This window comes from Pseudorhodoplanes sp. (assembly GCF_035565795.1).
GTDB lineage: Bacteria > Pseudomonadota > Alphaproteobacteria > Rhizobiales > Xanthobacteraceae > Pseudorhodoplanes.
This window is the reverse complement of the sequence record NZ_DATMRV010000252.1, coordinates 40,878-66,547: the sequence shown is the minus strand read 5'-3', so window position 1 is coordinate 66,547 and position 25,670 is coordinate 40,878. Positions and strand designations below refer to the sequence as shown.

The window sequence follows — 25,670 nt, the reverse complement described above, 5'->3', positions numbered from 1 at the left end:
CCGGTTTATCTGGCATTCGATTGTTGCAGCGTCTGGCCGGCGGCACTCAGCGCGCGGCTGAAATCCCGGGCGACCTGCTGGAGCGGCGCCAGCGCTCCGTCGACAAACTGATCGAGCGGCATCCGCATGCTCGGCGCCGCGACGCTGAGCGAGCCAAGCGCGGAACCGCTGCTGTCGAGTGCGGGGACGGCAAGGATGCGCAGCCCCTTGGCGATGTCGCCGTCGGAGACAGCGTAGCCGCGCTTGCGGACCTGTTCGATCTTGCGTTCGATCTGGGCGATGGAAACCTGCATCTCGGGCGTAAGCTTCACGCGGTTGCTTGCTTGCAGCAGGGCGCGAACCTGGTCGCGCGGCATATGCGCCATGATGGCATGGCCGATCGCCGAATAGTAGGCGGGTATGCGCGTGCCCACGCGGACATTGACGCCAAGCCGGATGAGGCCAGCCTGCACCCGCTCGATATAGACGACTTCCGTGTTTTCCAGGATGCCGAAACTGGCCGCTTCGTTCACTGCGCCGACCAGCGAGCGCAGCAGCGGACGCACGATATCGCGCAGGTCCATGCGTGCGATGGCATTGAAGCCAAGCTCGAGCGGCTTCAGCGTCAGCCGGAATTTGCGCGTGTCGGGGATCTTGGCGACATAGCCGAGCATCACCAGCGTATTGAGAAAGCGGAATGCCGTGGCGTTGTCGACGCCGGCGCGGCGCGCCACTTCACTCAGCAGCAGTTCGGGCTGTTCGGCCGTAAATGCCGACAGAACACGCAAGCCCTTGGCAAGCGACTGCACCAGGTTCTTGGCATTCGGTTCGTCGGACATCGGATCTCGGGCACGTTCGTTTAGTTCGGATAACGAACTAAAATTCGTGTAATTGACGTTAGGGAGACAGTGAGCCAGAGTCAACGCTGCGCCGCATCGGCGCATTCACTTCAGACATGCAGAGGCGCGCGTGGAAGGCTCACAGTTCGATACTCACCAGATCCGGCTGTCTGCGGATGTCGGTGGGACGTTTACCGATGTTGCAGCATTCAACGAGAAGACCGGAGAACTCCGGCTCGGGAAAACCCTGACGACCCACAAGCGGCTGGTTGAGGGAATAGAAAATGGCGTGATCAAAGCCGCCTCGTCATTCCGCGATGCACGGCTGTTTCTTCATGGTACGACGGTCGCGATCAATACGATACTGGAACGCACCGGCGCGCCGTGCGCGCTGCTGACGACGCAGGGGTTTCGCGACATCTACGAGATCGGTCGCGTCAACCGGCCGGAATCGTACAATCTGTTCTTCAACAAGCACGAGCCGCTGATCCGCCGCGAGCATCGCTACGAGATTCGCCAGCGCATGGATGCGCAGGGAACGGTGCTGATCCCGCTCGATGATGACGAAGTTCGCGCGATGGCGGCGAACGCCGTCGCTGCGGGCGTGCAAGCGATTGCGATCCTGTTCCTGCACTCCTATGCCAATCCGTCGCACGAGCAGCGCGCCAAGGCGATTATCGAGGAGGCCTATCCGCAGCTCTTCGTTACCGCGTCGCACGAACTGTCGCAGGAATATCGCGAGTACGAGCGCACCTCGACTGCGGCGGCCAACGCCTATGTCGGCCCGCGCGTGCGGCACTATCTCGGCGAGATGGATGCGCATATCGCCGATGAGGGCTTCGACGGCACGTTTCTGGTGGTGCAATCGAGCGGCGGCCTTTTCGATCTCGATGATGCCCGCTCGTCCTGCATCCGGATGCTGGAATCGGGGCCGGCCGCCGGCGTGATTGGTACGCGTGCCTTGTGCGAAAGCCTGGGTCTGTCGAATGCCATCGCCTTCGACATGGGCGGCACCACCGCCAAGGCCGGCGTCATCCACGAGGGGCAGGTGCTGATGACCGGCGGTGCGCTGGTCGGCGGCTATGCGACCGGGCTGCCGGTGCAGATCCCGATGATCGACATTCAGGAGGTCGGCACCGGTGGCGGCAGTATCGCGCGCGTCGAGGAAGGGGCGCTGCGCGTCGGGCCGGAGAGTGCGGGGTCCTCGCCGGGGCCGGTCTGCTACGGGCTCGGCGGACAGGAACCCACGATCACCGACGCCAATCTGGTGCTGGGACGCCTTGGCGCCGACCGCTTTCTCGGCGGCGAGATGCCGCTCGATCTCGACGAGGCGCAACAGGCGATTGCGACGCGCATTGCGACGCCGCTCGGCATCGATCCGGCCGCCGCGGCAGATGGCATCCTGCGTATCGCCGCGACCAAGATGGCGCATGTGGTGCGCTGGGTGACGACGGAACGCGGGCTCGACGCTGGCGAATTCGCGCTCGTTGCCTATGGCGGTGCCGGGCCGCTGCATGCGACCATGGTGGCGCGCGAATTGCGCAGCCGCACCGTCATCATTCCGCGGGCGCCGGGGCATTTCTCCGCCTACGGCATGCTGGTCGCCGATCTGCGGCGCGATTTCGTCAACACCTGGTTCACGCCGCTCGACGATGCGCCGTTCGAGCGGATGGAAGAATTCTATGCCGACATGGAGGAGCGGGGCCGCGAGACGATCTCGCGCGGCCATGCCCGTCTCGAAGGCATCGTGGTCGAGCGTGCCGCCGACATGCGCTATGTCGGCCAGGAACACGCGGTGACTGTCGAACTGCCGGCCGAACTGTTTGCCGGCCAGGATCGCGACGGCATCAAGCAGCGTTTCGATGCCGTCCATCAGGTTCGCTATGGTTTTTCCTCGGCGACGGAGAAGGCGGAGATCGTCAGCCTGCGCTGCGCGGTGATCGGGCTGATGCGCAAGCCCTCGCTCGATCATATTGCCGCCGGCGGGCCGCAGCCCGACGCCGCCGCCTATCGTGGCGACCGTCCCGCCTGCTTTGACGCCGCAGCCGGATATGTACAGACGCCGACTTACGATCGCGCCGGGCTGAAGGCTGGCAACCGGATCGAAGGTCCCGCGCTAATCGAGGAACATGCGTCGACGACCGTCGTCCTTCCCGGTGATGTCGTCACCGTGGACCCGTCCGGCAATCTCGTGATCGAAATTTTCAGGAGCTGAGCGATGGATATCGCAGCCAAGCAGCCGGCGGTTCTCGGCAAGGTCGATCCGGTCATCACCGAAATCATCCGCAATGGTCTCATCGCCGCGACGGAGGAGATGAAGACCAATCTGATGCGTACCGCCTACAACATGATCATCTACGAGGCGCTGGATTTCACCGTCGGTCTGTTCGATGCACAGGGTAATACGGTGTCGATCGGCCTCGGCCTGCCGATGTTCATCCGCGGCATGAGCGAGACAGTCAAGGCCAAGATCGATCATTTCGACGGCGATCTGCAACCGGGCGATATCCTGCTCACCAACGATGCCTATATCACCGGCAGCCATCTCAATCACATGACCTTCACGGTGCCGGTATTCGATAACGGCAAGGTCGTCGGCTACTCGTGCTGCATGGCGCACTGGCCGGATATCGGCGGTACGCTCGATGGTTCGACCACCGATATCTATTCGGAAGGCCTGCAGATGCCGATCGTGAAGATCTATCGGCAGGGCGTTCCGAACGAGGAACTGATTTCGATCATCCGCTCCAATGTGCGCCTGCCGGATCGTGCGATGGGCGATTTCCGCGCCCAGATTGCGGCGGTCAAGACGGGCGAAAAGCGGTTCCTCGAACTGATCCGCAAATACGGGCACGACGCGGTCATCGGCGGCATCGAGGCGATCATGGATCAGAGCGAGGCGGTGACGCGCGCGCGGGTTCGCGAGATCCCCGACGGCGAATATGTCGCGCAGTCGTTCATGGACGATGACGGCATCAGCGTCGGCAAGCATGTGCCGATCAATGTGCGGGTCGTCGTCAGGGGCGACCAGATGACGATCGACCTGACGGAGGTCTCGAAGCAGGTCGGCGGATTCTACAATTCGGGGATCACGGCGGGGCAATCATGCTGCCAGGTGGCGTTCAAGTGCCTGACCTCGGCGCTCGATCTGCCGATCAACGATGGGCAGTTTCGGGCGCTGAATATCGTGCTGCCGCCGGGCCGCGTCGTCAGCGCCCAGAAGCCCGCCGCGATGCGGATGTGGATGACCTATCCGATGACCATCATCGATACGATCTTCAAGGCGCTCGAGCCGGCCATTCCGGAGAAAGTGGCGGCGGGCCATCATGCCGATCTGGTGGTGGCGCGTGTCAACGGCCGCAGGCCGCGGGATAATTCCTTCTATATCTACAGCGGCGGCCTGATCGGCGGCGGCTGGGGCGCCAAGCACAACAGCGATGGCAATAGCGGCGTCATCGCCATCAATGATGGCGACACGCACAACGGGCCCTCCGAACAGGTGGAGGCGAAGTTCCCGTTGATCGTCGAGCGCTATGCGCTGCGTCCGGATTCCGGCGGGGCGGGAAAATATCGCGGCGGTCTCGGCGTTGAGCAGGTGATCCAGGCGCGTCACGACATCCGGTTTTCCTCGCAGATGGATCGGGTCAAGTGCAAACCGTGGGGATTGCAGGGCGGCTTGTCCGGTTTTGGAAACTCGGTTGCTGTGCATCGATTCAACCAGCCTGAGGAACAGCACTTTCCGAACGGCAAGGCCTTCAATCAGGTCATCAAGCCGGGGGACGCCTATATCCTGCGCTCGGGTGGCGGCGGCGGTTTCGGCTCGCCGCTGGAGCGCGATCTCGATGCGCTGCAGCGCGACGTCAACGGTGGCTATGTCTCGAAAGAGGCTGCCGAGAAATATTACGGCGCAGCATTCGAGCCGGATTCGCTGGTCATCGATCGGGCTGCAACCGGCATGCGCCGGGCAGAAATGACAGCGCAGGGGCTACCCGTGGATGAGCCGATCGCGCAGACCATCGCGCCGCCTCCAGGGCATGCCCATGATCATGATCATCGGCATGAGCACCAGCACCTGACGCCGGAGGAGCGCGCGGTTCTCGCCATGTCGCACCGCTGCTGCTCGTGAGGCGGTGGGGCTGCCGAGGCAGATGCTTTACCAGGTGATGTAGAACATCCCCTTGGCCAGGAAGACGATCAGCACGACGTGGCAGAACACGCTGAGATGGATGATCTTGAAATGGCGTGATTTCAGCTTGCCGGTACCGCTGAGCGTCATCGCAGTAATAAAGTGAGCCAGGACGCTGAGTGCCAGGACGATCTTGATCCACAGCAGGGTAGCGAAGCTGCTGGCGAAAGGATGCGCCAGCGTTTCGCGATATTGCCAGGCCATGCTGATGCCGGCGAGATAAAGCACCAGAATGACGAATGGCATCAGTCGCCGGGCGCGCCGGGCGATGGCCAGCTCGACCGTTCGCATGGTTTCGCGACCGACCGGTTTGCGAATGCCTTCGAGGATCAGGACTTCGAAGAACACGGTACCGACGAACATGATCGCTGCGAACAGATGCAGCGTGACCAGAGCGAAATGATCCATGGACATGACCCTGCGTATCGGCGATGTGCCCGGTACGAGCGTTGACCGTCTCGCACGGGAAACGTGCCTGGACAAGAGCAGTTCGGGTTCTGATGTGGATCAGAACGAATCCGCTCTAGCGCCGGCCGCTGGGCAGGGCAATCCGTCCTTCGTCCCGAGTTAGCTGGCATGCGGTTCTTGCCGTGATCGACGTCAGGAGCCGACGCGTAGCGGCGCATGCAGTTTCTTCAGGGTCGAGATGACGCTGAGCGCCGTGATCCGGCCGGTTTTCGGGTTCTCGCTCGGGATATTCTCGATGGTCATATCGAGCCTGGCGGAATCGGCATCGACGACGATCCGGTGCGTGTTGCGGGTAACACCTGGGTCGGCCCAGATTTCCAGCGTCGTTAGGTCCGGTCCGACGCCGGCCAGCGATAGCGCCACGGCGACGTTCAGATTGGCCGGGAAACCGATCGCTGCTTCGCGCGCGCTGCCGACGAAGACGCGCTTCGCCTCTGTCAGCCCGGCGATTTCGATCTTGTTCTCGACGAGGTAGGGCGCGCCCAGCAGCCCGGCGATCGGCTTGCGGGTCTGCATGGTCACCGAATGGATTGTGCCCTGCGCCGCTGCGCCGACGGCGTCGAGGCCGAGCAGCGCGCCTGTCGGCACGATGATCTGTCCGCCGCTGGCGCGGGCGACGTCGACCAGGTCGAAATGCGACAGCAAGGCGCCGACGCTGAGCACGATGGCCCGCTTGCCGGCGGAAACCGTCGGTCGGACGATACTGTCGAAGATCGCCGCCGGCGCGCATTCGATGACGATATCTGCAGCTTCATGCAGACGGCCGACCGGCATGAACATCGCGTCGCAGCCTAGACCGTCGAGGATGCGGCGGCATTTTGCCTCGTCACGGGAGGCGACCGCGGAAATGATGCTGTTCGGCACGTCGCCGTGGGCAACGGCCCGGACGACCGCGGCTCCGATGGCGCCCATGCCGGCGACCGCTATCCGGGTCGGCTCGCCGCGCAGTGGATGGGCGTCGCCTGCTGGCGATGCGTGCGGATGAGGCTGCCCCGACATACCGATCTCCGTTTTACCGATAGTCTGCGGTATAGGAGGGGTGCGGCTATATGCAAGACGCCAAAAGAATATACCGCCGAACCGTCAGGACGGCTCTGACGCGCGGCCGTGCCGATTCTCCGGAGCGTCCTGGACCTTGCCTTGCGCATCCAGGATATCGTGGGCTTCTTTGGCTTTCTGGTCGCGGGAGAAGGCGGCGCGCACCAGCAGCATCAGAGTGACCGGCGTCGTCACCGTCATGAAGACGGCGATCAGCACTTCGTGGATGACAAGTCGCGTCTGTAGCGTCGTGAACCAGATCATCGAGGCGATGAGGACCAGGCCTGCGCCCAATGTACTGCCCAGCGTCGGCGCATGGACGCGCTTGTAGAAATTGTCCAGCCGCAACAGGCCGAGCGTGCCGGTGATCGTCAGACCGGCACCGACGAGCAGCAGTGCGGCCGTCGTCAGCGCAACCCAGGCCGGAATGTCGGCGGCGACGGTCATTCGATCACCTCGCCGCGCATCAGGAATTTTGCGAAGGCCGCGGTACCGACGAAGCCGAGCACGGCGATCAGCAGCGCCACGTCGAAATATATCACGCTGCCGGTGCGGATGCCGAAGGTCAGCATCAGCAGCATGCCGCTGACATACAGCGCGTCGAGCGCCAGCACCCGATCTTGGGCACGCGGGCCGATCAGGATCCGCACGGTCGCGCAGGCCATCGCGAGGGCCAGCAGAATCTGCGAAATGATGATCGACCAGCCGAGGATCGCCATGCTCATTCGAAAATCTCCAGCAGCAGACTTTCGTACCGGTTCTTGATCGATGCGATCCAGGCGTCTTCGTCGATCAGGTCGAGTACATGGATCATCAACTGGCCGCTGTCCGGATCGACATGCACCCAGATCGTGCCGGGCGTGGCGGTGATGATGCAGGCAAGTACTGCCATGCCGTTGGTGTTGCGCAGGGCCAGCGGAATGGTGACGAAGCCGGAGGTGAGGCGCTTCTGCTTCGGCAGCAGGATGATCCGGGCAACGGCGATATTGGAGCGGACGATATCGACGAAGACCCGCCAGCCCAGTCGCAGGATGGCGGCCGGACGCCGCACCGCCGTCCGCGGCACTTCCAGCGTTTTCAGGGTGAAAGGCGCGATGACCGCCAGAACGAAGCCAAGGGCGATCTGGCCGGCCTCAAGCGACTGGTTGAGCAGCAGCCAGAGCGCGAGCAGGCTGAGCGACATGCGCGGATAGGGAAGCAGGCGCGCCATCATCGCTGTTCTCCCGTCGGCAGACGCGGGGTCGAGACGACGTTGCGCACGTAATCCTGCGGTACGTGCAGACTCTGCGCGGTGTCACGCATGAAACGCATCACCGGCCCGGCCTGCACCGTCAGTATGATGCACAACGCCAGCAGCACGACGATCGGCGCCATCTCGATGACGCGCACCCGCGGAATGGTGTTGTCGAGCGGCAGCCAGAAAGTGCGGATGCCGGCACGCGCCATGGCCACGACGCCGGCCAGGCCGGAGATCAGCAGCAACGCGATCAGCGCCCAGGAGGATGCCACGGTGAAGCCGTCGACCTCCGGTCCCGGAATCTGGAACAACGCTGCCAGCAGCACGAATTTGGCGACGAAGCCGGAAAGGGGCGGTTGTCCGGAAAGCAGCAGCGCGCAGCAGATGAAGCCGATGCCGAGCACCGCCATGGTGACCGGGATCACCACGCCGACCTCTTCCTCGGGCTCGTCGAGGTCCTCGCCATAGGCTTCCATCGTCACGGCCAGCACGTCGGCGCCCGGCGCGCGGCCGCGTTCGATGAGCTCGATGAGCAGGAAGAAGGCGGCGATAGCCAGCGTCGAATTGACCAGATAGTACAGCGCCGCCTCGGTGACGCCGACATCGCCGAGACCGATCGCCGCCAGCATCGTGCCGGACGAGATCAGCACGTTGAAACTCGCCAGCCGCGCCAGATCCTGCGATGCGAGCACGCCGATCGAGCCGAACACGATGGTCATCATGCCGCCGACCATCAACCATGGGTCGCCGAACTGAGCCAGGGCACCTGCATGTTCGCCGAAGGCAAGCAGCGACAGGCGCAGCACGATATAGATGCCGACCTTGCTCATGATGACGAAGAAGGCGGCAACCGGCGCCGCGGCCACCGAATAGGTATTGGGCAGCCAGAAACTCAACGGCCACATGCCGGCCTTGACGAGGAACGCCACGCCAAGGATGGCCGCGCCGGCCTCCAGCAGCGCCCGGTCGCCGGCGGCGACAGCGGGGACGCGGATCGCCAGATCGGCCATGTTGAGCGTGCCGGTGACGCCGTAGATCAGGCTGACGCCGATCAGGAACAGCAGCGAGGCGGCGAGGTTCACGGCGATGTAATGCAGCCCGGCGCCGACGCGGGCGCGATTCGAGGCGTGCAGCACGAGCCCGTAAGAGGCGGCGAGTAGCACCTCGAAGAATACGAACAGATTGAACACGTCGCCGGTGAGGAAGGCGCCGTTCAGTCCCATCAGCAGAAACTGGAACAGCGAGTGGAAGTGCGCGCCGGCACTGTGCCAGCGCGCCAGCGAGAAGGTCAGCGTGGCGAAGGCGAGGATGCCGGTCAGCACCAGCATCAGCGCCGATAACCGGTCCGCCACCAGCACGATGCCGAACGGCGCCTGCCAGTTGCCGAGCAGCGTCACGGTCACCGGTCCGTCGGCTGTCACGCGCAGCAGCACGATCGCCAGCGCCAGCACCGTCGCCGTCGCTGCGAGATTGATCGCGCCCTTGAGAACGTGCCGGCGGTCACCGAGGAACAGGAAGATCGCCCCCCCGATCAGCGGGATGATGATCGGCGCGACGATCAGGAGCATGTGGCTGCCGCTCATGGCATCGGCTCCCGGCCGTCGACGTGGTCGGTCCGCGTCAGGCCGCGTGACGCCAGCAGCACCACCAGAAACAGTGCCGTGGTGGCGAAGCCGATCACGATGGCGGTAAGGATCAGCGCTTGCGGCAGCGGATCGGCGTAATTACTCAGATCGCCGGTGCCGCCAGGATCGAGCACCGGCGGTTCGCCGACCATCAACCGGCCCATGCTGAAGATGAACAGGTTGACGGCATAGGAGAGCAGCGACAGACCGATGATCACCTGGAATGTGCGCGGCCGCAGCAGCAGCCATACGCCGGAGGCGGTGAGCACGCCGATGCTGAGCGCCAGGACGGTTTCCATCAGCGGCTCCCGGTGCCGACTGCTGGCGTTGTCGCCGGCGCCGTTGGCGTGCGCGGCGTCCGGTGGCTGCGCAGCGACTGGTGCGCCAGTGCGATGAGGATCAGCACGGTGGCGCCCACCACCATGGCGAAGACGCCGAGATCGAAGAGAATGACGCTCGACAGATGCAACGGGCCGATCAGCGGCAACGGCACGTCAATGGCGCGCGCGGTGAGGAACGGATAGCCGGCGGCGAGCGCTCCGATGCCGGTAAAGGCGGCGGCGAACAGGCCGAAGCCCATCCAGCGCAGCGGCAGCACGCGCAGCCGCGGTTCGACCCAGCGCGCGCCGCTCGCCATGTACTGGACGATGATGGCGAGCGCCATGGTCAGACCGGCGACGAAGCCGCCGCCCGGCAGATTATGGCCGCGCAGGAACAGGAAAACCGCGATCACCACGATGACCGGGAACAGCAGCTTCATGATCACGGCCGGCACCAGCATCTCTTCGGTGAAATGCGCTTCTTTCTGCCCGGCGGGGACGGAGCCGTCGGCGCTGCGCTGCTGTTCGGGAATGTCGACGCTGTCCGCCGCCGGACGGAAACGGCGCAGCAGCGCATAGACCGTGAGCGCGACGATGCCGACGACGGTGATCTCCCCGAAAGTATCGAAGCTGCGGAAGTCGACGAGGATGACATTGACGACGTTGGTGCCGCCACCCTCGCTATAGGCATGCTGCAGAAAATACCGTGCGATGCTGTCGGGGAGCGGCCGCGTCATCATCGCGAAGGCGAGTGCCGCCATGCCGGCGCCGGCGACGATCGCCAGGGCGAGGTCGCGCAGTCGCCGCAGCCGTGCCGCGATCGGGTTGGCCTCGGGGATTTCCTCGTTGCGCTTCGGCAGCCAGCGCAAGCCGAGAAGGATGAGGATCGTGGTGACGATCTCGACCAGCAACTGCGTCAGAGCGAGATCGGGCGCGGAAAGCCAGACGAAGGTGATGCAGGTGGCGAAGCCGGCGCCGCCCAGCATGACCAGCGCCGCGAGCCGGTGGTATTTGGCCTGGTAGGCGGCGCCGACGGCGCAGGTCAGGCCGGCTGCCCAGACCAGCGCGAAGGCCGGATCGACAGGCAACTGGGCCCGTGATCCGAACTGGAAACCGTGCAACGCGAACGGCACCACGGCGGCCATGAGCGCGATGCAGACGATCAGCAGCAGTTGCGGCTGCAGGCGACGGGTGCCGAGCAGTTCCTCCAGCCAGCGCGCCCAGCGCCAGGAGAGGACGACGACCGCCCGCTCGAAGATGCGCTTGTTCTTCAGCCGGCGCAGCAGCGGCGCCCCTTCCTCGCCCTTTGCCAGATAAGGCTGCAGGACGAAATACAGCGCCACGCCGCCGACGAAAGCGACGGTGCTCATCAGCAGCGGAAACGTAAAGCCATGCCAGACGGCGAGGCTGTAAGACGGCGTTGCCTCGCCGAGTACGGCGTGGACGGCAAGCCCGAGGAACGGGCCGATCGTATAGCCGGGAACGATGCCGACGACGAGGCACGCCAGCACCAGCAATTCGACGGGAAAGCGCATCCAGTGCGGCGGCTCGTGCGGAATGCGCGGCAGTTCGGTCGGCGGCGGCCCGAAGAACACGTCGCGGATGAAGCGCAGCGAATAGGCGACGCTGAACATGCTTGCGATGGTGACGATATAGGGCAGCGCATCGTCGATCAGCGAGCCGTCGTGGTTTTCGATGGTCTCGGCGAAGAACATCTCCTTGGAGAGAAAGCCGTTGAGCAGCGGCACGCCGGCCATTGCGGCGGCGGCGACCATTGCCAGTGTGCCGGTGACCGGCATGTATCGATAAAGCCCACTCAGCTTGCGGATATCCCGCGTGCCGGTTTCGTGGTCGATAATGCCGGCGGCCATGAACAACGACGCCTTGAAGGTGGCGTGGTTGGCGATGTGGAAGATCGCTGCGACGATGCCGAGCGGCCGGTCAAGGCCGATCAGCAGCGTGATCAGCCCGAGGTGGCTGATGGTCGAATAGGCGAGCAGACCTTTGAGGTCCTGCTGGAAGATCGCCAGATAGGCGCCGATGATGAAGGTCGCGAGACCGGCGCTGCCGACGATCCACAGCCAGTAATCGGTGCCGCCGAGCGCCGGCCACAGCCGCGCCAGCAGGAATACGCCGGCTTTCACCATGGTTGCCGAGTGCAGATAGGCTGACACCGGCGTCGGCGCGGCCATCGCGCGCGGCAGCCAGAAATGGAAGGGGAACTGCGCGCTTTTAGTCAGAGCCCCGAGCAATACCAGCACCAGCGCGGTGAGGTAGAGCGGATGCGCGCGGATGATGTCGCCCGACGCCAGAACCTTGTCGAGATCGAAACTCTCGACGATGGCGCCGATGATCAACACGCCGCCGAACAGGCAGAGCCCGCCGGCCGCCGTCACCGTCAGCGCGACGCGCGCGCCGTCACGGGCGCTGGCATTGTGGTGCCAGTAGCCGATCAACAGGAACGAGAACAGGCTGGTCAGTTCCCAGAACAGCACGAGCTGGATCAGGTTGCCCGACAGCACCACGCCGAGCATCGCGCCCATGAACGCCAGCAGGAACGAAAAGAAGCGCGGCACCGGGTCGTCCGACGACATGTAATATCGCGCATAGAGAACGACGAGGAACCCGAAGGCGGAAATCAGTCCCGCGAACATCCAGGCAAAGCCGTCCATCCGGAACGACAGCGTCAAGCCATATTCGGGAATCCAGGCGATTTCGCTGCGGATAACATCGCCGGCCGCGACATTCGGGTAGTACCATAGGACGATTGCCAGCGCCGCGATCGACACTGCGCCGGCCAGCCACGCTTCCGCCTTGCGGCCGTTGGGACGAAAAAAGCCGGCGATCAGGCTGCCGGCGAAGGGAAGCACTGTGAGGATGGTCAGAAGGGTGCTGTCCGCAGTCGGCAAAGGCTCGTTCTCAGGCTTGCGGGAGGAAATATCTCCTGCTCAGTATGGCTGCCGACGGCCTTGTCCAGCAAGCATCCATCTGGATGTTCTGCCGCTTTTGCAAACGGCTTTGCGGTCGTCCCGCGCCGGTGCTGGAACCGGGGCTTTATCGCACGGCAGTGATGTCTGGAAAGCCGCTTGGCGGGTGCTCGTGCAGCTTCGACCATGACGGACAATCGGGATCGGCGGCGTCAAGTCAAGCGTCGATCATCATGGAGACCGCGACAAATATGCATCGCGGTAGCGACGGGTTGACGGCTCTCACGCGGCTTGAACGCCGCGCATGATCCGGCGCAGCGCCGCGACGATGATAAGGCCGACAAGGGCGATCGCCAGAAACAGCCAGGTCGCGCCGTTCCAGTCGAAATGCTCGACCCAGGTTGCGAGCATCACCGGTCCGGCGAACTGGCCGATTGCCGCCGCCTGCTGGATCAGCCCCATGGTCAGCGCCAACTGGCCGGTCGTCGGCGCGAGCCGCGGCGCGCTGGCAATCACCGAAGCGGGCAGTAGCGCGGTCACCGCCAGGCCGAGCGCTGCCGCAGCCGCGACGATGATGGTCGGCAGGCCGGGACTGAAGACGCCGAAGCCCGTCAGACCGACGGTGACGAAGACTGCGCCGGCGATGCCCCACAGCGGCGCGCCGAAGCGGAGGATGAAGCCGGCGGCGATATTGCCGGCGCCGTTGGCGAGCACCGCGAGCGCCGAGATCGTGCCGGCCGTGTCGAGCGACAGGCCCATGCGCTCGACCAGCAGGATCGGCAGGAAGGTGCTCAGCGCGTAATACTGGATGGCGTAGAGCGTGAAGGCGCAGGCGAGCAGCGGCGGCCCGCCGGATTTGAGCAGTTCGGCAAGCTCGGTCAGCGGCGGCTTGACGACGGCCCGCCGTGTCGGCTGCGGTGCCGGCCGCAGGACCAGCATCAGCACGACGAGACCCGCAGCCAACGCGGCATTGGTAAGCCACAGGGCCTGCCAGCCGGTGCGCAGGATCGAGGGGCCGACAAACATCATGATTGCCGTGCCGACCGGGATATAGGCGGCCCAGCAGGCGAACACGATGTCCTGATGACGCCCGAGCGACATGTTGCGCAGCAGGGTCGGACCGGAAATCACCAGACAGAGAAAACCGACGCCCTCGACCATGCGGCTGACCAGCAGCAGCGTCGCGCCATGCGCGGCGGCGCCGATGAGATTGCCGATGCCGATCAGCGCGATCGCCGCGATGGTGGCGGCGCGCATCGGAAACCGCGCCACGACCATGCCGGCGCCGAGGCCGCCGAAAGCGCCGAGGATCGCATAGGCGCCGAAAATCCACGATACCGCGACGAGGCTGAGGTCAAGTTGCTCGCGCAAGGCGGGAATGGCGATTGCCACCTTGCCAATCTGCGCCGCACCGACGACGCCGGCGGCGATGACCAGGCACACCTGGGTCCAGTCTGGTTGTTTCTGCATTGCGCGGGCCCGGATTGTCGCGCCTGTGCCTAACATGATTTGCGACATTGAACAGGCCCGGACCCCGTTCGGCTCCGCGGCGCAGCATTGCGTTGCGGCCGGCGAGAATCATACGCGGGCAGATGTCAGGATGCGCTCTCGACCCGGCGCGCAGCGGCAGTCGAATCGCGCACCACCAGTTCGACCGGCAGCACGATATGGTGCGACTGCTGGCCGGTCTCCGGATCCTGCAAGGCGGCGAGGATGAGTTGCGCGGCTTCGAGGCCGAGCTTGTGGTGCTGCGCGCGGATCGTCGTCAGCGGCGGCTGCAGCCGGCCGGCGAGCGGCATGTCGTTGAAACCGGTGACCGAGACGTCGCGCGGACAGATTAGGCCGCGGCGCTGCAGCGCGGCGATGGCGCCGATGGCGAGCTGGTCGTTGGCGCAGACCAGCGCGGTGAACCGCCGCCCCTTCATCAGCAGTTCCTCGGTGCAGCGTTCGCCCTCGTCCTCGCTGAAGGTGCGGGCGAAGGCGACCTGCGTGCCGTCCTCGTTGATTTCGAAGGTCTTGCAGTAGCGCACGAAGGAGCTGTAGCGCATGAAGCCGGTCGACACGTCCTGCGGGCCGGCGATGGTGGCGACGTCACGGTGGCCGAGCGAGGCGAGGTGACCGAGAATGCGGCGGAAGCCTTCGTCCTCGTCATGTGTCACCGACGAGCAGGGAATGTGATCCATCGCGCGGATGATGGTGACGACGGGGCGGTCACCGGCAAGCTGCGAGGCAATCGAATCGCGCCGCTTGGTCGTCGCCAGGATCAGCCCGTCGACGCCGCGTGCGCTGAGGCTTTCCAGCACGTCGGCTTCGCGTTCGACGTCGTTATCGGTGTTGGCGACGATCGAAATGTAGTGATGGCGGTTCAGCCCGTCCTCGATGCCGCGGATGATCGGCGGGAAGATCGGGTCGGTGATATCGGGAATGATGACGCCGATCGCCCGCGTCCTGTTGGTCTTCAGCGAATAGGCTGCCGCGTTCGGACGATAGCCGAGCCGACTGCTGGTCTTGCGGATTCGCTCCGCCAGCTCCGACGACACTTTGTGCTTCGGATTCGGATCGAGCGCCCGCGACACCGTGGACACGTTCACATTGGCGGCTTTGGCGATGTCCTTCAGCGTGACGCGCTGGTCGGTTTTCTTACGCAAGCGTCTGACTCTGGTTCCATTGAACGGCCGGCAATCTATCATGGTTCGGCAGCCGCGATGCATCCTTGGATTGACGCCGTTGCGGAAACGCCGATTGACAAGGATAAGGAGGATAAAGCATTCTGCAAACGTTTGCAGAAGAACTGCACCCGGTAGATCGGCCGATGGCGGAACGAGGAGCCGGGAGCCTCGGCTGGCACCGCCAGGTCGACGCATCGCGGCGCCGGCCTCTGCGAGAAATGTAATGCGGGCGGGCGCAATCAAGGGAGCGGGACGATGACCGAGCAGACCTTTGAAACCGCGCTGGCGGCGCGGACGGAGCAGATGCTCGATGCCTGCACGCTGTGCGGCAAGTGTTACGAGGTGTGTCCGATCGTCGATGCGGCGGGCGCGGTAGACGCGGAGGCTAAGCCCGGCGAGGTGGTTGCCGGCGTGCTCGATCTGGTCCGCCACGGCGAGGGCAGCGATGTAGCCAAGCGCTGGGCGAAGGGCTGCGCGCTGAGCGGCGACTGCATCGACGCCTGCGACTACGGCGTCAATATGCGCTTCCTGCTGGCGATGGCGCGCGTCGCCGTGGCCAAGCATACGAGCCCGCTCGCCGACCTGCGCAAGCGCGGCGTCACCAATTTCCGCACCATGGCGGAAGGCGCCAATGCGCTGCCGCGTCTGCAGCTCTCCGCCGAGGAGCTTACCCGGCTCGGCCAGCGCACCAGGGACCGGCTCGGCCATGGCTCGACGGCGAAGCCCGGCGAGAAGCCGGACTTCGTGTTCTATACCGGCTGCAACGTGCTCAAGACGCCGCATATCGCGCTGCTGGCGCTCGACATCATGGATGAACTCGGCGTCACCTATCAGGTGATGGGCGGCACCACGCATTGCTGCGGCGTCATCCAGTTGCGCACCGGCGACACCGAAATGTCCGGCAATGTCGGCGCCAACACCATCGACAAGCTGTCGGAAGGCAAGGCCGGCGTCTTGTCCTGGTGCCCGAGCTGCCACGTACAGATGACCGAGACGACGCTGCCGGCGCTGGAGCAGATCCGCGGTACGCGGCCGTTCGAGATGACGCCGTTCATGCTGTTCCTCGCCGAGCGGATGGAGGCGCTACGGCCGAAGCTGCGGCAGGCGGTGCCGATGCGCATCGCGCTGCATCGCCACCCCGGCGTCAAGGGCGTGGTGGAAGCAACGGAGCGGCTGCTCAATGCCGTGCCGGGCATCGAGATCGTCGATCTCGACCAGCCGGCAATCGGCCTGATGAGCCATGCGCTCGGCGCGCTGCCCGACTACAAGCGCAAGCTGCAGCGCGAGGAGCTGGAAGCCGCGGAAGCCGCCGGCGTCGATGCGCTGGTCGCGGTCTATCACGTCGATCACCGCGAACTGTGCGCGCATGAGCGCGACTGGCCGTTCCGCATCCTCAACGTGCTGGAGATCATCGGCGCCAGCATGGGCCTGCACGAGGAAGACCATTTCAAGCGGCTGAAGATCATGCAGGACGCCGACGCCATCGTGAACGACTGCAAGGACCTGATCGCCGAGCACGGCCTCAAGCCCGACGTCGCGCACCGCGCGGTGGCAAACGCCATGCTCGCCGAACAGCCGCTGCCACTGCGCGGCGGCTGACAGATCGCGCGTCGTCTTGTGGCAAGACCCGACGTCGGCGGCGCCGACGTCGCGCCATGTCCGTTTCGCTCGAAACCGCGCTAGCTGATCACCCGTATCGGCTTGCCGTCCAGGAAGGCGCGGATGTTCTCGACCGCATCGCGGAAATAGACGCGATAGTTCTGTTCGCTGACATAACCGAGATGCGGCGTCAGCACGACATTGTCGAGCTTGCGATAGGGATGGTCACGCGGCAGCGGCTCGCTCTCGAACACATCGAGGCCGGCGCCGGCGATGCGCTTCGCCTGCAGCGCCTCGAGCAGCGCCGCCTGATCGACGATCGGCGCCCGCGCGGTGTTGACGAGGAGTGCGGTGGGTTTCATCAGCGCCAGATCGGCGCCGCTGACGAGGCCGCGCGAGCGCTCCGACAGCGCGTAATGGATCGTCACGATATCGCTGTTGCGAAACAGCTCGTCCTTGCCGACGGCGGCGACACCGACGGCAGCAGCCTTCTCCGCGGTCAGGTTCTGGCTCCAGGCGATCACCCGCATGCCGAAAGCGCTGGCGACGGCAGCGACGCGCTGGCCGAGTTTGCCGAGGCCGACGATGCCCAGCGTCAGCCCTTCGAGGTCCTGGCCGATCGTGACCTGCCACGGTTCGCCCGCCTTCAGCCGGGCATTCTCGAAGCCGATGCGACGGGTCAGTTCGAGGATCAGGCCGAAGGCGATACCGGTGGTCGGCGTGCCGACGGTGCCGGTGCCGCAGACGATGACGCCATGCTCGGCGGCGGCTTTCACGTCGAAGGAGTTGTTCTTGGCGCCAGTGGTGATCAGCAGTTTCAGGTCGGGCAACGCCTCGATCACCCGGCGGGGGAACGGCGTGCGCTCGCGCATGCCGACGATGATGGCGAAACCTTGCAGCGCTGCGATCGTCTCTGCTTCGCCGGCGAAGGGGCGGTTGAACACCACGGTCTCGACGTCGCCGGCCACCGCCGACCAGTCGGCAAGCGACAAAGCGACATTCTGATAGTCGTCGAGAATTGCGGCGCGCATGATTGAGGCCCCCTCGTGATTCAGCCGGGCGGCACCGAACCGACCGGCCGCGGCGCAGTACCATAGACGGGCTGGGCAGCCGCGTCAGTCCGGCAAAGGGAGGGGGCGTATGCTAGCGCCGGCGGCGGGTGCGATCCGTTCGACCGGCGGGAGCCACATCCTTGGCGCGGGATTTGGGGCCCGGCCCGCGCATATAGTGCTGCTCCGGTCTGTAGGGGTGGGCGAGGCGGCGCCAGATCTGCCGCAAAGCGAACTCGGCCTTTGTCGCCAGCCCCGTCAAGGTCCGTGGCAGATGATCGATGATGGCGGGAGCCGTCCTGATGATCGCACGCATGAAGGTCTTCCCCGGATACGCCCTGCCGCGCCATTGCAGCGCGCGGCAGCTACTCTCTGAACCCTGCCGTCGCCGGGCCGTCCCGTGCCCCGACGTGGTTCACTGCAGAGACCCTAGCGGCGGCGTATTAACGACGTCTTTTCCCGTGCTCCGTCGGCATGTTGCCGCAGCGTTTAAGCGGCTCATTTTGCTGACATGTTGTCGGAAAGCGACAGGTTCCGTGGCGCTGCGCAGGATTGATTGCGGCAGCAACCCGAGGACCGCCGGATGCGCGCCGTCGCGACAGCCGCGCCGTCCCTGCGACGCCGCTCGCTTGCGCTTTGGAACCATGGTGGCTACATCAGCCCCCGATCCCCCGACAGTGCGCACATGGAACCGCGCCGGACGCACCCGCGCCTGACCCTGCGCCCGATTTGGCACGACGCGACGACAGCAAGAGGAAGAGATGAGCCGTCAGTTCATTTACCACATGCGGGGCCTGACCAAGGCCTATCCTGCCGGCAAGAAGGTTCTCGATAACGTCAATCTGTCGTTCTACCCGGATGCCAAGATCGGCGTGCTCGGCGTCAACGGCGCCGGCAAATCGACGCTGCTGCGGATCATGGCCGGTATCGATACCGAATTCACCGGCGACGGCTGGGTCGCGGAAGGCGCGCGCGTCGGCTATCTCGAACAGGAGCCGAAACTCGATCCGGAGAAAACCGTCCGCGAGAACGTCATGGAAGGCGTCGCCGCCAAGAAGGCGCTGCTCGACCGATACAACGAACTCGCCGTCAACTACTCCGACGAGACCGCCGACGAGATGGCGAAGCTGCAGGACGAGATCGAGGCGCAGGGCCTGTGGGATCTCGACTCGCAGGTCGATCTGGCCATGGACGCGCTGCGCTGTCCGCCGGACGATGCCGACGTCACCAAGCTCTCCGGCGGCGAGCGCCGGCGCGTCGCGCTGTGCAAGCTGCTGCTCGACAAGCCGGACCTGTTGCTGCTCGACGAGCCGACCAACCATCTCGATGCCGAGAGCGTGAACTGGCTGGAAGGCCACCTGCGCGACTATCCGGGCGCGATCCTGATCGTCACCCACGACCGCTACTTCCTCGACAACGTCACCGGCTGGATTCTCGAACTCGATCACGGCCGCGGCATTCCCTATGAGGGCAACTATTCCTCCTGGCTGCAGCAGAAGCAGAAGCGGCTGGAACAGGAAGGCCGCGAGGACGAGGCGCGCCGGCGCACACTCGAGCGCGAGCAGGAGTGGATCGCTTCGTCGCCGAAGGCGCGGCAAGCAAAGTCGAAGGCGCGCTATCAGCGCTACGAGGACCTGCTCAAGGTGGCGAACGCCAAGGTCAACACCGTGGCGCAGATCACCATTCCCGTCACCGAGCGGCTTGGCAACAATGTCGTCGACTTCGACGGGCTGACCAAGGGCTTCGGCGACAATCTGCTGATCGACGACCTGACCTTCAAGCTGCCTCCCGGCGGCATTGTCGGCGTCATCGGCCCGAACGGCGCCGGCAAGACCACGCTGTTCAGGATGATCACCGGGCAGGAGCAGCCGGACAAGGGCACGATCAAGATCGGCGAGAGCGTGCAGCTCGGCTATGTCGACCAGTCGCGCGACGCGCTCGACGGCAACAAGACCGTCTGGGAGGAAATCTCCGGCGGCAACGATGTCATCCTCGTCGGCAAGAAGGAAGTGAACTCGCGCGCCTATTGCTCGTCGTTCAACTTCAAGGGCGCCGACCAGCAGAAGAAGGTCGGCTCGCTGTCGGGCGGCGAGCGCAACCGCGTGCATCTGGCCAAGATGCTGCGCTCCGGCGCCAACCTGCTGCTGCTCGACGAGCCGACCAACGATCTCGACGTCGATACGCTGCGCGCGCTGGAAGAGGCGCTGGAGGATTTCGCCGGTTGCGCCGTCATCATCAGCCACGACCGCTGGTTTCTCGACCGCATCGCCACTCACATGCTTGCCTTCGAAGGCGAGAGCCATGTCGAATGGTTCGAAGGCAACTTCCAGGATTACGAGCAGGACAAGATGCGGCGGCTGGGTACGGATTCAACCATCCCGCACCGCATCAAGTACAAGAAGTTCTCGCGCTGACGACGTCCCCTTTCAGCTAACGACACGCACATGCCGGCGCTGATCCGCTCCGGCATGTTGCGCGTTTTCAGATCGACCTGTCATGATCCGCCTCGACAATATCAGCAAGCAGAACGGCCACCAGATCGTCTTCATCGAGGCGTCGGCGGCGTTGCAACGGGGCGAGAAGATCGGTCTCGTCGGCCCCAATGGCGCCGGCAAGACGACGCTGTTCCGCATGATCGCCGGACAGGAGCCGCCGGACGAGGGTCAGGTCTCCGTCGATCGCGGCGTCACAATCGGCTATTTCAGTCAGGACGTCGGCGAAATGGCCGGCCGCAGCGCGGTCGCCGAGGTGATGGACGGCGCCGGACCGGTCAGCGCGGTGGCCGCCGAGCTGAAAGACCTCGAAGCCGCGATGATCGACCCGGATCGTGTCGACGAGATGGAGGCGATCCTCGAACGTTATGGCGAGGTGCAGGCACGCTTCCAGGACCTTGACGGCTATGCGCTCGATGCGCGCGCGCGCGAAGTGCTCTCCGGCCTTGGCTTCAGCCAGGAAATGATGGAAGGCGATGTCGGCGCGCTGTCCGGCGGCTGGAAGATGCGCGTCGCGCTCGCCCGCATCCTGCTGATGCGCCCCGACGCGATGCTGCTCGACGAGCCGTCGAACCATCTCGATCTGGAAAGCCTGATCTGGCTCGAGCAGTTCCTCAACGGCTATGACGGCGCGCTGCTGATGACCTCGCACGACCGCGAGTTCATGAACCGCATCGTCGGCAAGATCGTCGAGATCGACGGCGGTACGCTCACCACCTATTCCGGCGACTATGATTTCTACGAGCAGCAGCGTGCGCTCGCGGAGAAGCAGCAGCAGGCGCAGTTCGAGCGTCAGCAGGCGATGCTGGAAAAGGAAATCCGGTTCATCGAGCGGTTCAAGGCGCGCGCCTCGCATGCGGCGCAGGTGCAGAGCCGCGTCAAGAAGCTGGAGAAGATCGACCGCGTCGAACCGCCGCGCCGCCGGCAGAGCGTGATGTTCGACTTTCCGCCGGCGCCGCGCTCAGGCGAGGATGTCGCGACGCTCAAGGGCGTGCGCAAGACCTATGGCAGCCGCCGCATCTATGACGGCCTCGACTTCCAGGTGCGCCGGCGCGAGCGCTGGTGCGTGCTCGGCATCAACGGCGCCGGCAAATCGACGTTACTCAAGCTCGTCACCGGTGCGACCGCCCCCGACGACGGCGCTGTCGCGCTCGGCGCCAGCGTCAGGCTGGGCTATTTCGCCCAGCACGCCATGGATCTGCTCGACGGTGAGCGCACCGTGTTCGAGGAGCTTGAATACGCTTTTCCACAGGCGGGCCAGGGCTCGCTGCGCACGCTTGCCGGCTGTTTCGGTTTTTCCGGCGACGACGTGGAGAAGCGTTGTCGCGTGCTCTCCGGCGGTGAGAAGGCGCGGCTCGTCATGGCGAAGATGCTCTACGATCCGCCGAATTTCCTGGTGCTCGACGAGCCGACCAACCACCTCGACATGGCGACCAAGGAAATGCTCGTCGCAGCGCTCGCCGACTACGAGGGCACGATGCTGTTCGTGTCGCACGACCGGCGATTTCTCGCGGCATTGTCGAACCGCGTGCTGGAGCTGACGCCGGATGGCGTGCACGCTTATGGCGGCGGCTACACCGAGTACGTTGCCCGTACCGGCCAGGAAGCGCCCGGACTGCGGCACTGAGCCGCCCTCGTCACCGCGGTTGGCGACATCTTTACGCAAGCGCGTAAAGCAATGTTAGCGAAACCCCGTTAGCGTCCGGAAACGATCCGGGGGTGGGTCACGACACCACAGATATCCGCAATGGGGATGAGCATTTTCGCGCTGTTCGCGGCGAACGCGGTCGTTCTGGCCGTGATCGCGGTGGCGTTCTATGCCGCCTGGCTCGGCCAGCGGGACGAGCGCCACTGGATTTCGTGGATCGTCGCCAATCTGGTGCTCGCGGTTTCGATGGTGTTCTTCATCCTGCTGCCGGAGGATCGCGGCGGCCTGCAGATTGTCGCCGCCAACGCACTGATGGTGCTGGGGGTCGGTTTCCGCTGGTGCGCCGCGCGGCAATTCGGGCGGCGGCCGGCCGCGGTCGCCATCGTCGTCGCGCCGGCGTTGTTCACCGCAAGCCTTTACATCATGCCAGAGATGCTCAGCCACTGGCAGCGCTTCGCCATCATCAACGGTGTGATGATGATCATTTCGGCGGCGACCTGCTACGAATTCTTCCGCGACCGCCAGGACCGGCTGCTGTCGCGTTATGGTCTCGTCGCCGCCTATGGCCTGCTTGCCGGCGGCTTCGCCGCGCGGGTGGTGCAGGGGCTGATGCTCAACAGCGCCATCACCAATTTCCTGCCCGAAGATCCGATGTTGCTGGCCGGTGTGTTCGGCGCGCTGTTCCATACGACGGCGAGCGGTGCCTTCGCGCTCTCCATCGCCTATGAGCGCAGCGCCATCGATCTGCGCGAGGCGGCGCTGCGCGATCCATTGACCGGCCTCTACAATCGCCGCGCTTTCGAGAACCAGTTGAAGAAGTATCTCGAAGGGCAAGCGGCGTTCGCCGTCGTCATTCTCGATATCGATCACTTCAAGGTCGTCAACGACCGCTATGGACATGCCGCGGGCGATGCGGCGCTGTGCGCCTGCGCCAGGACGATCATCCGGACGTTGCGCGCGTCGGATTTCGTCGCCCGCATCGGCGGCGAGGAATTTGCCGCCATCCTGCCGCGCACTTCGGCTGCCAGCGCGCTGGAGGTGATCGAGCGCGTACGCAGCACCATCGCGGCGCAGGACATCGTCAGCCACGAGGCTCGCTTCCGGGTGACGCTGAGCGGCGGCGTCGCCCACAGCATGTCGGGGCCAAGCGATATGGATGCGCTGATGAAGGCGGCCGATGCCGGGCTCTATCGCGCCAAGAAGGCGGGACGCAACCGCATCGAACAGGCCGCTGCCGCCTGACGGCGCGGGTCAAACCCGAATTCCCGAGTGACGCGCTTCGTCACGCCAAAAACACTGCCTCCCCTCGGGTCGGGCGAGGGCGTGATTTGCCCGGAAACGGACCGGAGACGACCCCTTCAGGAGCGGGAGGACGCCAGCGCGTCGATCTCCGCATCGGTGGGAAAGCGGCCGAGCGCCTGCTTGGAGAATTTCAGCACGCCGTCGACGGTGATCTCGAACACGCCGCCCGAGGAGCGGACGAGTTCGACATCGGCACCGGCACGTTCGCGCAATCGGGCCCCCGCACGGAGGGCTCTCGGTTCGTAGCCTCAACTGCCGCAATAACGGATGGCGACTTTCATGGACTGGCCTGTGGTGCGTGCGGCAAAGACGTAAGAGCGGAGGCGGTGATTGCAAGGGCCGCGTCTATGCCGCGCAACGCCCGGTAATACCCGCCGATCGATGCCCGGGCACCGGCGCTCACTCCGCCAATACGTCGATGCGGCCGATCTCGTCGACAGCGCCGTCGGCGCCGATGCCGCGCGAAATCGCGTGGCAGGTCCAGGCGCCGGGAGCACCGCCGATGCGATAGAGATTGTAGGCGGCGGGCATCCAGGTGCCCCCCGGCGCGGCGGAAGCCGAGGGGACGCCCATTGCCGGTACCGTGCCGTCCGGCCCTTTCAGGCGTACGAGGGAATGGATGTGATCGTGCCCGTGCAGCACCAGTTCGGCGCCGGCTTCCGCGATCACCCGCAGGAAGACCGAGGCGTCGAGCAGCCGCTTGCTGTTGCCGGCGTCGCTGACCGGCGGATGATGGATCAGCACGACGCGGAACGCGCCACGCTGCTTCTGCTCGATGAGGTGGTGCCGCAGCCGCGCCAGTTGTTCGCCGCCGATCCAGCCGGTCGCCAGAAACGGCGCCGTCGGCACGCCGCTGGTGACGCCGATAATGGCGAGCGGGCCGCGGCGGCGGACATAGGGCAAGGCGAAGCCCGGCTCGTCGCTGTCCATGAAATGACGCCAGGCCGGCAGCATGCGTGCGGCTTCCGGAACGTAGATATCGTGATTGCCGGGCACCAGGCTCACCCTGTCCGGGCTGCCGAGCATGTTGAGCCAGGCGCGGCCGCGGACAAATTCCTCGCGCAGCCCGAGATTGATGACGTCGCCGGTCATCGCCACATGGTCGGGTTCCGCCGCGCGCAGATCCGCGACGATCGCTTCCAGCACCGCCGGGTCGTGGATGAAGCGTCGCTTGCGCTGCCAGTTGAGATAGCCGGTGATGCGCTTGCTGGCGAGGTCGAGCCATCCGGGCTGCGGCAGCGGTGCGAGATGCGCATCCGACAGATGCGCCAGAACGAAAGAACCCATTACGAACTGCCGATCACAATTCCTGCAAGAAACACAAGCACACCGCCGACGACGATCTGGAACGCCGCACGGAGCAGTGGCGTATCCATGTAACGGTAGCGGATATACGAGATTGCGGCGAGTTCAAGCACCACGACCAGCACCGCCATGGTTGTCGCAGTCCAGAAGTCCGGAATGAGGTAGGGCAGCGTGTGGCCGAGCCCGCCCGCCGCCGTCATCACCCCGCAGATGGTGCCGCGAATCCACGGCGTCCCGCGCCCGGTCAGCGAGCCGTCGTCCGACAGCGCCTCGGCAAAGCCCATCGAGATGCCGGCGCCGACCGATGCGGCGAGCCCGACCAGGAAGGTTTCCCAGGTATTGTGGGTGGCAAAGGCGGCGGCGAACAACGGTGCCAGCGTCGACACCGAGCCGTCCATCAGCCCGGCAAGGCCCGGTTGCACATACTGCAGCACGAAGATGCGCCGCGCGGTGTCGGCTTCCTTGCTGCGGGCGTCGGAAGCGAGGATGCTGCGGTCGAGCTGGCGTGCCAGATGCTCGTGGTCGAGTTCGGCTTCCGCCAGTTCGATCAGCAATTGCCGGGTCGAGGCGTCGCGTGTCTGTTCGGCCGCCTTGCGGTAGAACCGGCCGGCTTCGTATTCCATCGTCTCGGCATATTTGCGCGTGTCTTCCGGCGCCAGTTCCGGAGCGAGCCAGAGCGGGTGCTTGGCGGTGAAACCCCTGACGTCCTGTCGGCGGACCAGCGGCAGATAGTCACCGAATTTCTCCCGGTAGAGATCGAACAGCCGCGTGCGGTGGGTGACCTCCTCGGCCGCCATGTCGCGGAACATGGCCGCGGTGGCCGGGAAGGTCGCGCGAAGCCGCTCCGCGAAGCCCAGATAGATCCGGCTGTCCTCCTCCTCGTTGGAGATGGCAAGCGCCAGAATTTCCTGCTCGGTCAAGTCGGAGAAGGCCTTCATGTGGGGCTCCGGGGCTGCGGCCAGCAGGCTACGTATATTAGAATATTTC

20 protein-coding genes and 1 pseudogene are annotated in these 25,670 nt (G+C 64.9%); 6 read left to right on the top strand and 15 right to left on the bottom strand.

What is annotated here, in order from left to right:
- Positions 1 to 5: 5 nt before the first annotated feature.
- Positions 6 to 818: an IclR family transcriptional regulator gene (locus VNZ93_RS22635; RefSeq protein WP_325710720.1), complete on the bottom strand. Its 813-nt coding sequence runs from the start codon at positions 816 to 818 to the stop codon at positions 6 to 8.
- 130 nt (positions 819 to 948) lie between these two features.
- Here VNZ93_RS22635 and VNZ93_RS22630 point away from each other — a divergent pair, with 130 nt between their 5' ends.
- Entirely contained in the window at positions 949 to 3,033 is a 2,085-nt protein-coding gene (locus VNZ93_RS22630) for a hydantoinase/oxoprolinase family protein (protein ID WP_325710717.1), read from the top strand.
- A 3-nt stretch (positions 3,034 to 3,036) separates the two neighbouring features.
- A complete protein-coding gene (locus VNZ93_RS22625) occupies positions 3,037 to 4,944 on the top strand; it encodes a hydantoinase B/oxoprolinase family protein (RefSeq protein WP_325710714.1) in 1,908 nt (635 codons plus the stop codon).
- 27 nt (positions 4,945 to 4,971) lie between these two features.
- On the opposite strand, the gene VNZ93_RS22620 is transcribed toward VNZ93_RS22625, so the two are convergent.
- The 10 genes from VNZ93_RS22620 to VNZ93_RS22575 form a co-directional block, all read right to left on the bottom strand.
- Complete coding sequence (locus VNZ93_RS22620) at positions 4,972 to 5,412, bottom strand: hypothetical protein (protein WP_325710711.1); 441 nt, start codon at positions 5,410 to 5,412, stop codon at positions 4,972 to 4,974.
- A 192-nt stretch (positions 5,413 to 5,604) separates the two neighbouring features.
- Positions 5,605 to 6,471, bottom strand: coding sequence for an aspartate dehydrogenase (locus tag VNZ93_RS22615; protein WP_325710709.1), 867 nt, complete (start codon positions 6,469 to 6,471; stop codon positions 5,605 to 5,607).
- 84 nt (positions 6,472 to 6,555) lie between these two features.
- Positions 6,556 to 6,957, bottom strand: a complete 402-nt coding sequence (gene mnhG / locus VNZ93_RS22610) for a monovalent cation/H(+) antiporter subunit G (protein WP_325710706.1) — start codon at positions 6,955 to 6,957, stop codon at positions 6,556 to 6,558.
- A complete protein-coding gene (locus tag VNZ93_RS22605; RefSeq protein WP_325710703.1) occupies positions 6,954 to 7,235 on the bottom strand; it encodes a K+/H+ antiporter subunit F in 282 nt (93 codons plus the stop codon). Before VNZ93_RS22605 ends, mnhG begins: the two co-directional genes overlap by 4 nt.
- A complete protein-coding gene (locus VNZ93_RS22600) occupies positions 7,232 to 7,720 on the bottom strand; it encodes a Na+/H+ antiporter subunit E (RefSeq protein WP_325710935.1) in 489 nt (162 codons plus the stop codon). The genes VNZ93_RS22605 and VNZ93_RS22600 overlap by 4 nt, the downstream gene beginning before the upstream one ends.
- Positions 7,720 to 9,330, bottom strand: coding sequence for a monovalent cation/H+ antiporter subunit D (locus VNZ93_RS22595; protein WP_325710701.1), 1,611 nt, complete (start codon positions 9,328 to 9,330; stop codon positions 7,720 to 7,722). The genes VNZ93_RS22600 and VNZ93_RS22595 overlap by 1 nt, the downstream gene beginning before the upstream one ends.
- Positions 9,327 to 9,671: a Na+/H+ antiporter subunit C gene (locus tag VNZ93_RS22590; RefSeq protein ID WP_325710699.1), complete on the bottom strand. Its 345-nt coding sequence runs from the start codon at positions 9,669 to 9,671 to the stop codon at positions 9,327 to 9,329. Before VNZ93_RS22590 ends, VNZ93_RS22595 begins: the two co-directional genes overlap by 4 nt.
- Complete coding sequence (locus tag VNZ93_RS22585) at positions 9,671 to 12,601, bottom strand: monovalent cation/H+ antiporter subunit A (RefSeq protein ID WP_325710696.1); 2,931 nt, start codon at positions 12,599 to 12,601, stop codon at positions 9,671 to 9,673. Before VNZ93_RS22585 ends, VNZ93_RS22590 begins: the two co-directional genes overlap by 1 nt.
- Positions 12,602 to 12,901: 300 nt before the next feature.
- Positions 12,902 to 14,089 carry an MFS transporter gene (locus VNZ93_RS22580; RefSeq protein ID WP_325710692.1) on the bottom strand — a complete coding sequence of 396 codons (1,188 nt, stop codon included), beginning with the start codon at positions 14,087 to 14,089 and terminating at the stop codon, positions 12,902 to 12,904.
- A gap of 125 nt (positions 14,090 to 14,214) precedes the next feature.
- Positions 14,215 to 15,267: a LacI family DNA-binding transcriptional regulator gene (locus VNZ93_RS22575; protein ID WP_325710689.1), complete on the bottom strand. Its 1,053-nt coding sequence runs from the start codon at positions 15,265 to 15,267 to the stop codon at positions 14,215 to 14,217.
- A 276-nt stretch (positions 15,268 to 15,543) separates the two neighbouring features.
- On the opposite strand from VNZ93_RS22575, the gene VNZ93_RS22570 reads away from it, so the two are divergent.
- Entirely contained in the window at positions 15,544 to 16,887 is a 1,344-nt protein-coding gene (locus VNZ93_RS22570; RefSeq protein ID WP_325710686.1) for a (Fe-S)-binding protein, read from the top strand.
- A gap of 80 nt (positions 16,888 to 16,967) precedes the next feature.
- Here VNZ93_RS22570 and VNZ93_RS22565 read toward each other — a convergent pair whose 3' ends face one another.
- Positions 16,968 to 17,918: a D-2-hydroxyacid dehydrogenase family protein gene (locus VNZ93_RS22565; protein WP_325710683.1), complete on the bottom strand. Its 951-nt coding sequence runs from the start codon at positions 17,916 to 17,918 to the stop codon at positions 16,968 to 16,970.
- A gap of 779 nt (positions 17,919 to 18,697) precedes the next feature.
- Here VNZ93_RS22565 and ettA point away from each other — a divergent pair.
- The 3 genes from ettA (at position 18,698) to VNZ93_RS22550 (ending at position 23,318) form a co-directional block, all read left to right on the top strand.
- Positions 18,698 to 20,350: an energy-dependent translational throttle protein EttA gene (gene ettA / locus VNZ93_RS22560; RefSeq protein ID WP_325710680.1), complete on the top strand. Its 1,653-nt coding sequence runs from the start codon at positions 18,698 to 18,700 to the stop codon at positions 20,348 to 20,350.
- Between the two features lie 82 nt (positions 20,351 to 20,432).
- Positions 20,433 to 22,055, top strand: a complete 1,623-nt coding sequence (locus VNZ93_RS22555) for an ABC-F family ATP-binding cassette domain-containing protein (RefSeq protein ID WP_325710677.1) — start codon at positions 20,433 to 20,435, stop codon at positions 22,053 to 22,055.
- A 120-nt stretch (positions 22,056 to 22,175) separates the two neighbouring features.
- Positions 22,176 to 23,318 carry a GGDEF domain-containing protein gene (locus VNZ93_RS22550; RefSeq protein ID WP_325710674.1) on the top strand — a complete coding sequence of 381 codons (1,143 nt, stop codon included), beginning with the start codon at positions 22,176 to 22,178 and terminating at the stop codon, positions 23,316 to 23,318.
- 116 nt (positions 23,319 to 23,434) lie between these two features.
- Here the strand turns inward: VNZ93_RS22550 and VNZ93_RS22545 are convergent.
- The 3 genes and pseudogenes from VNZ93_RS22545 to mbfA form a co-directional block, all read right to left on the bottom strand.
- Positions 23,435 to 23,611 (bottom strand): annotated as a pseudogene (locus VNZ93_RS22545) (Rdx family protein); the annotation flags it as partial.
- A 166-nt stretch (positions 23,612 to 23,777) separates the two neighbouring features.
- Positions 23,778 to 24,665: a metallophosphoesterase gene (locus VNZ93_RS22540; RefSeq protein ID WP_325710672.1), complete on the bottom strand. Its 888-nt coding sequence runs from the start codon at positions 24,663 to 24,665 to the stop codon at positions 23,778 to 23,780.
- Positions 24,665 to 25,621 (bottom strand): iron exporter MbfA, encoded by a 957-nt coding sequence (gene mbfA, locus VNZ93_RS22535; RefSeq protein WP_325710670.1) that lies wholly within the window; start codon positions 25,619 to 25,621, stop codon positions 24,665 to 24,667. Before mbfA ends, VNZ93_RS22540 begins: the two co-directional genes overlap by 1 nt.
- Positions 25,622 to 25,670 lie beyond the last annotated feature (49 nt).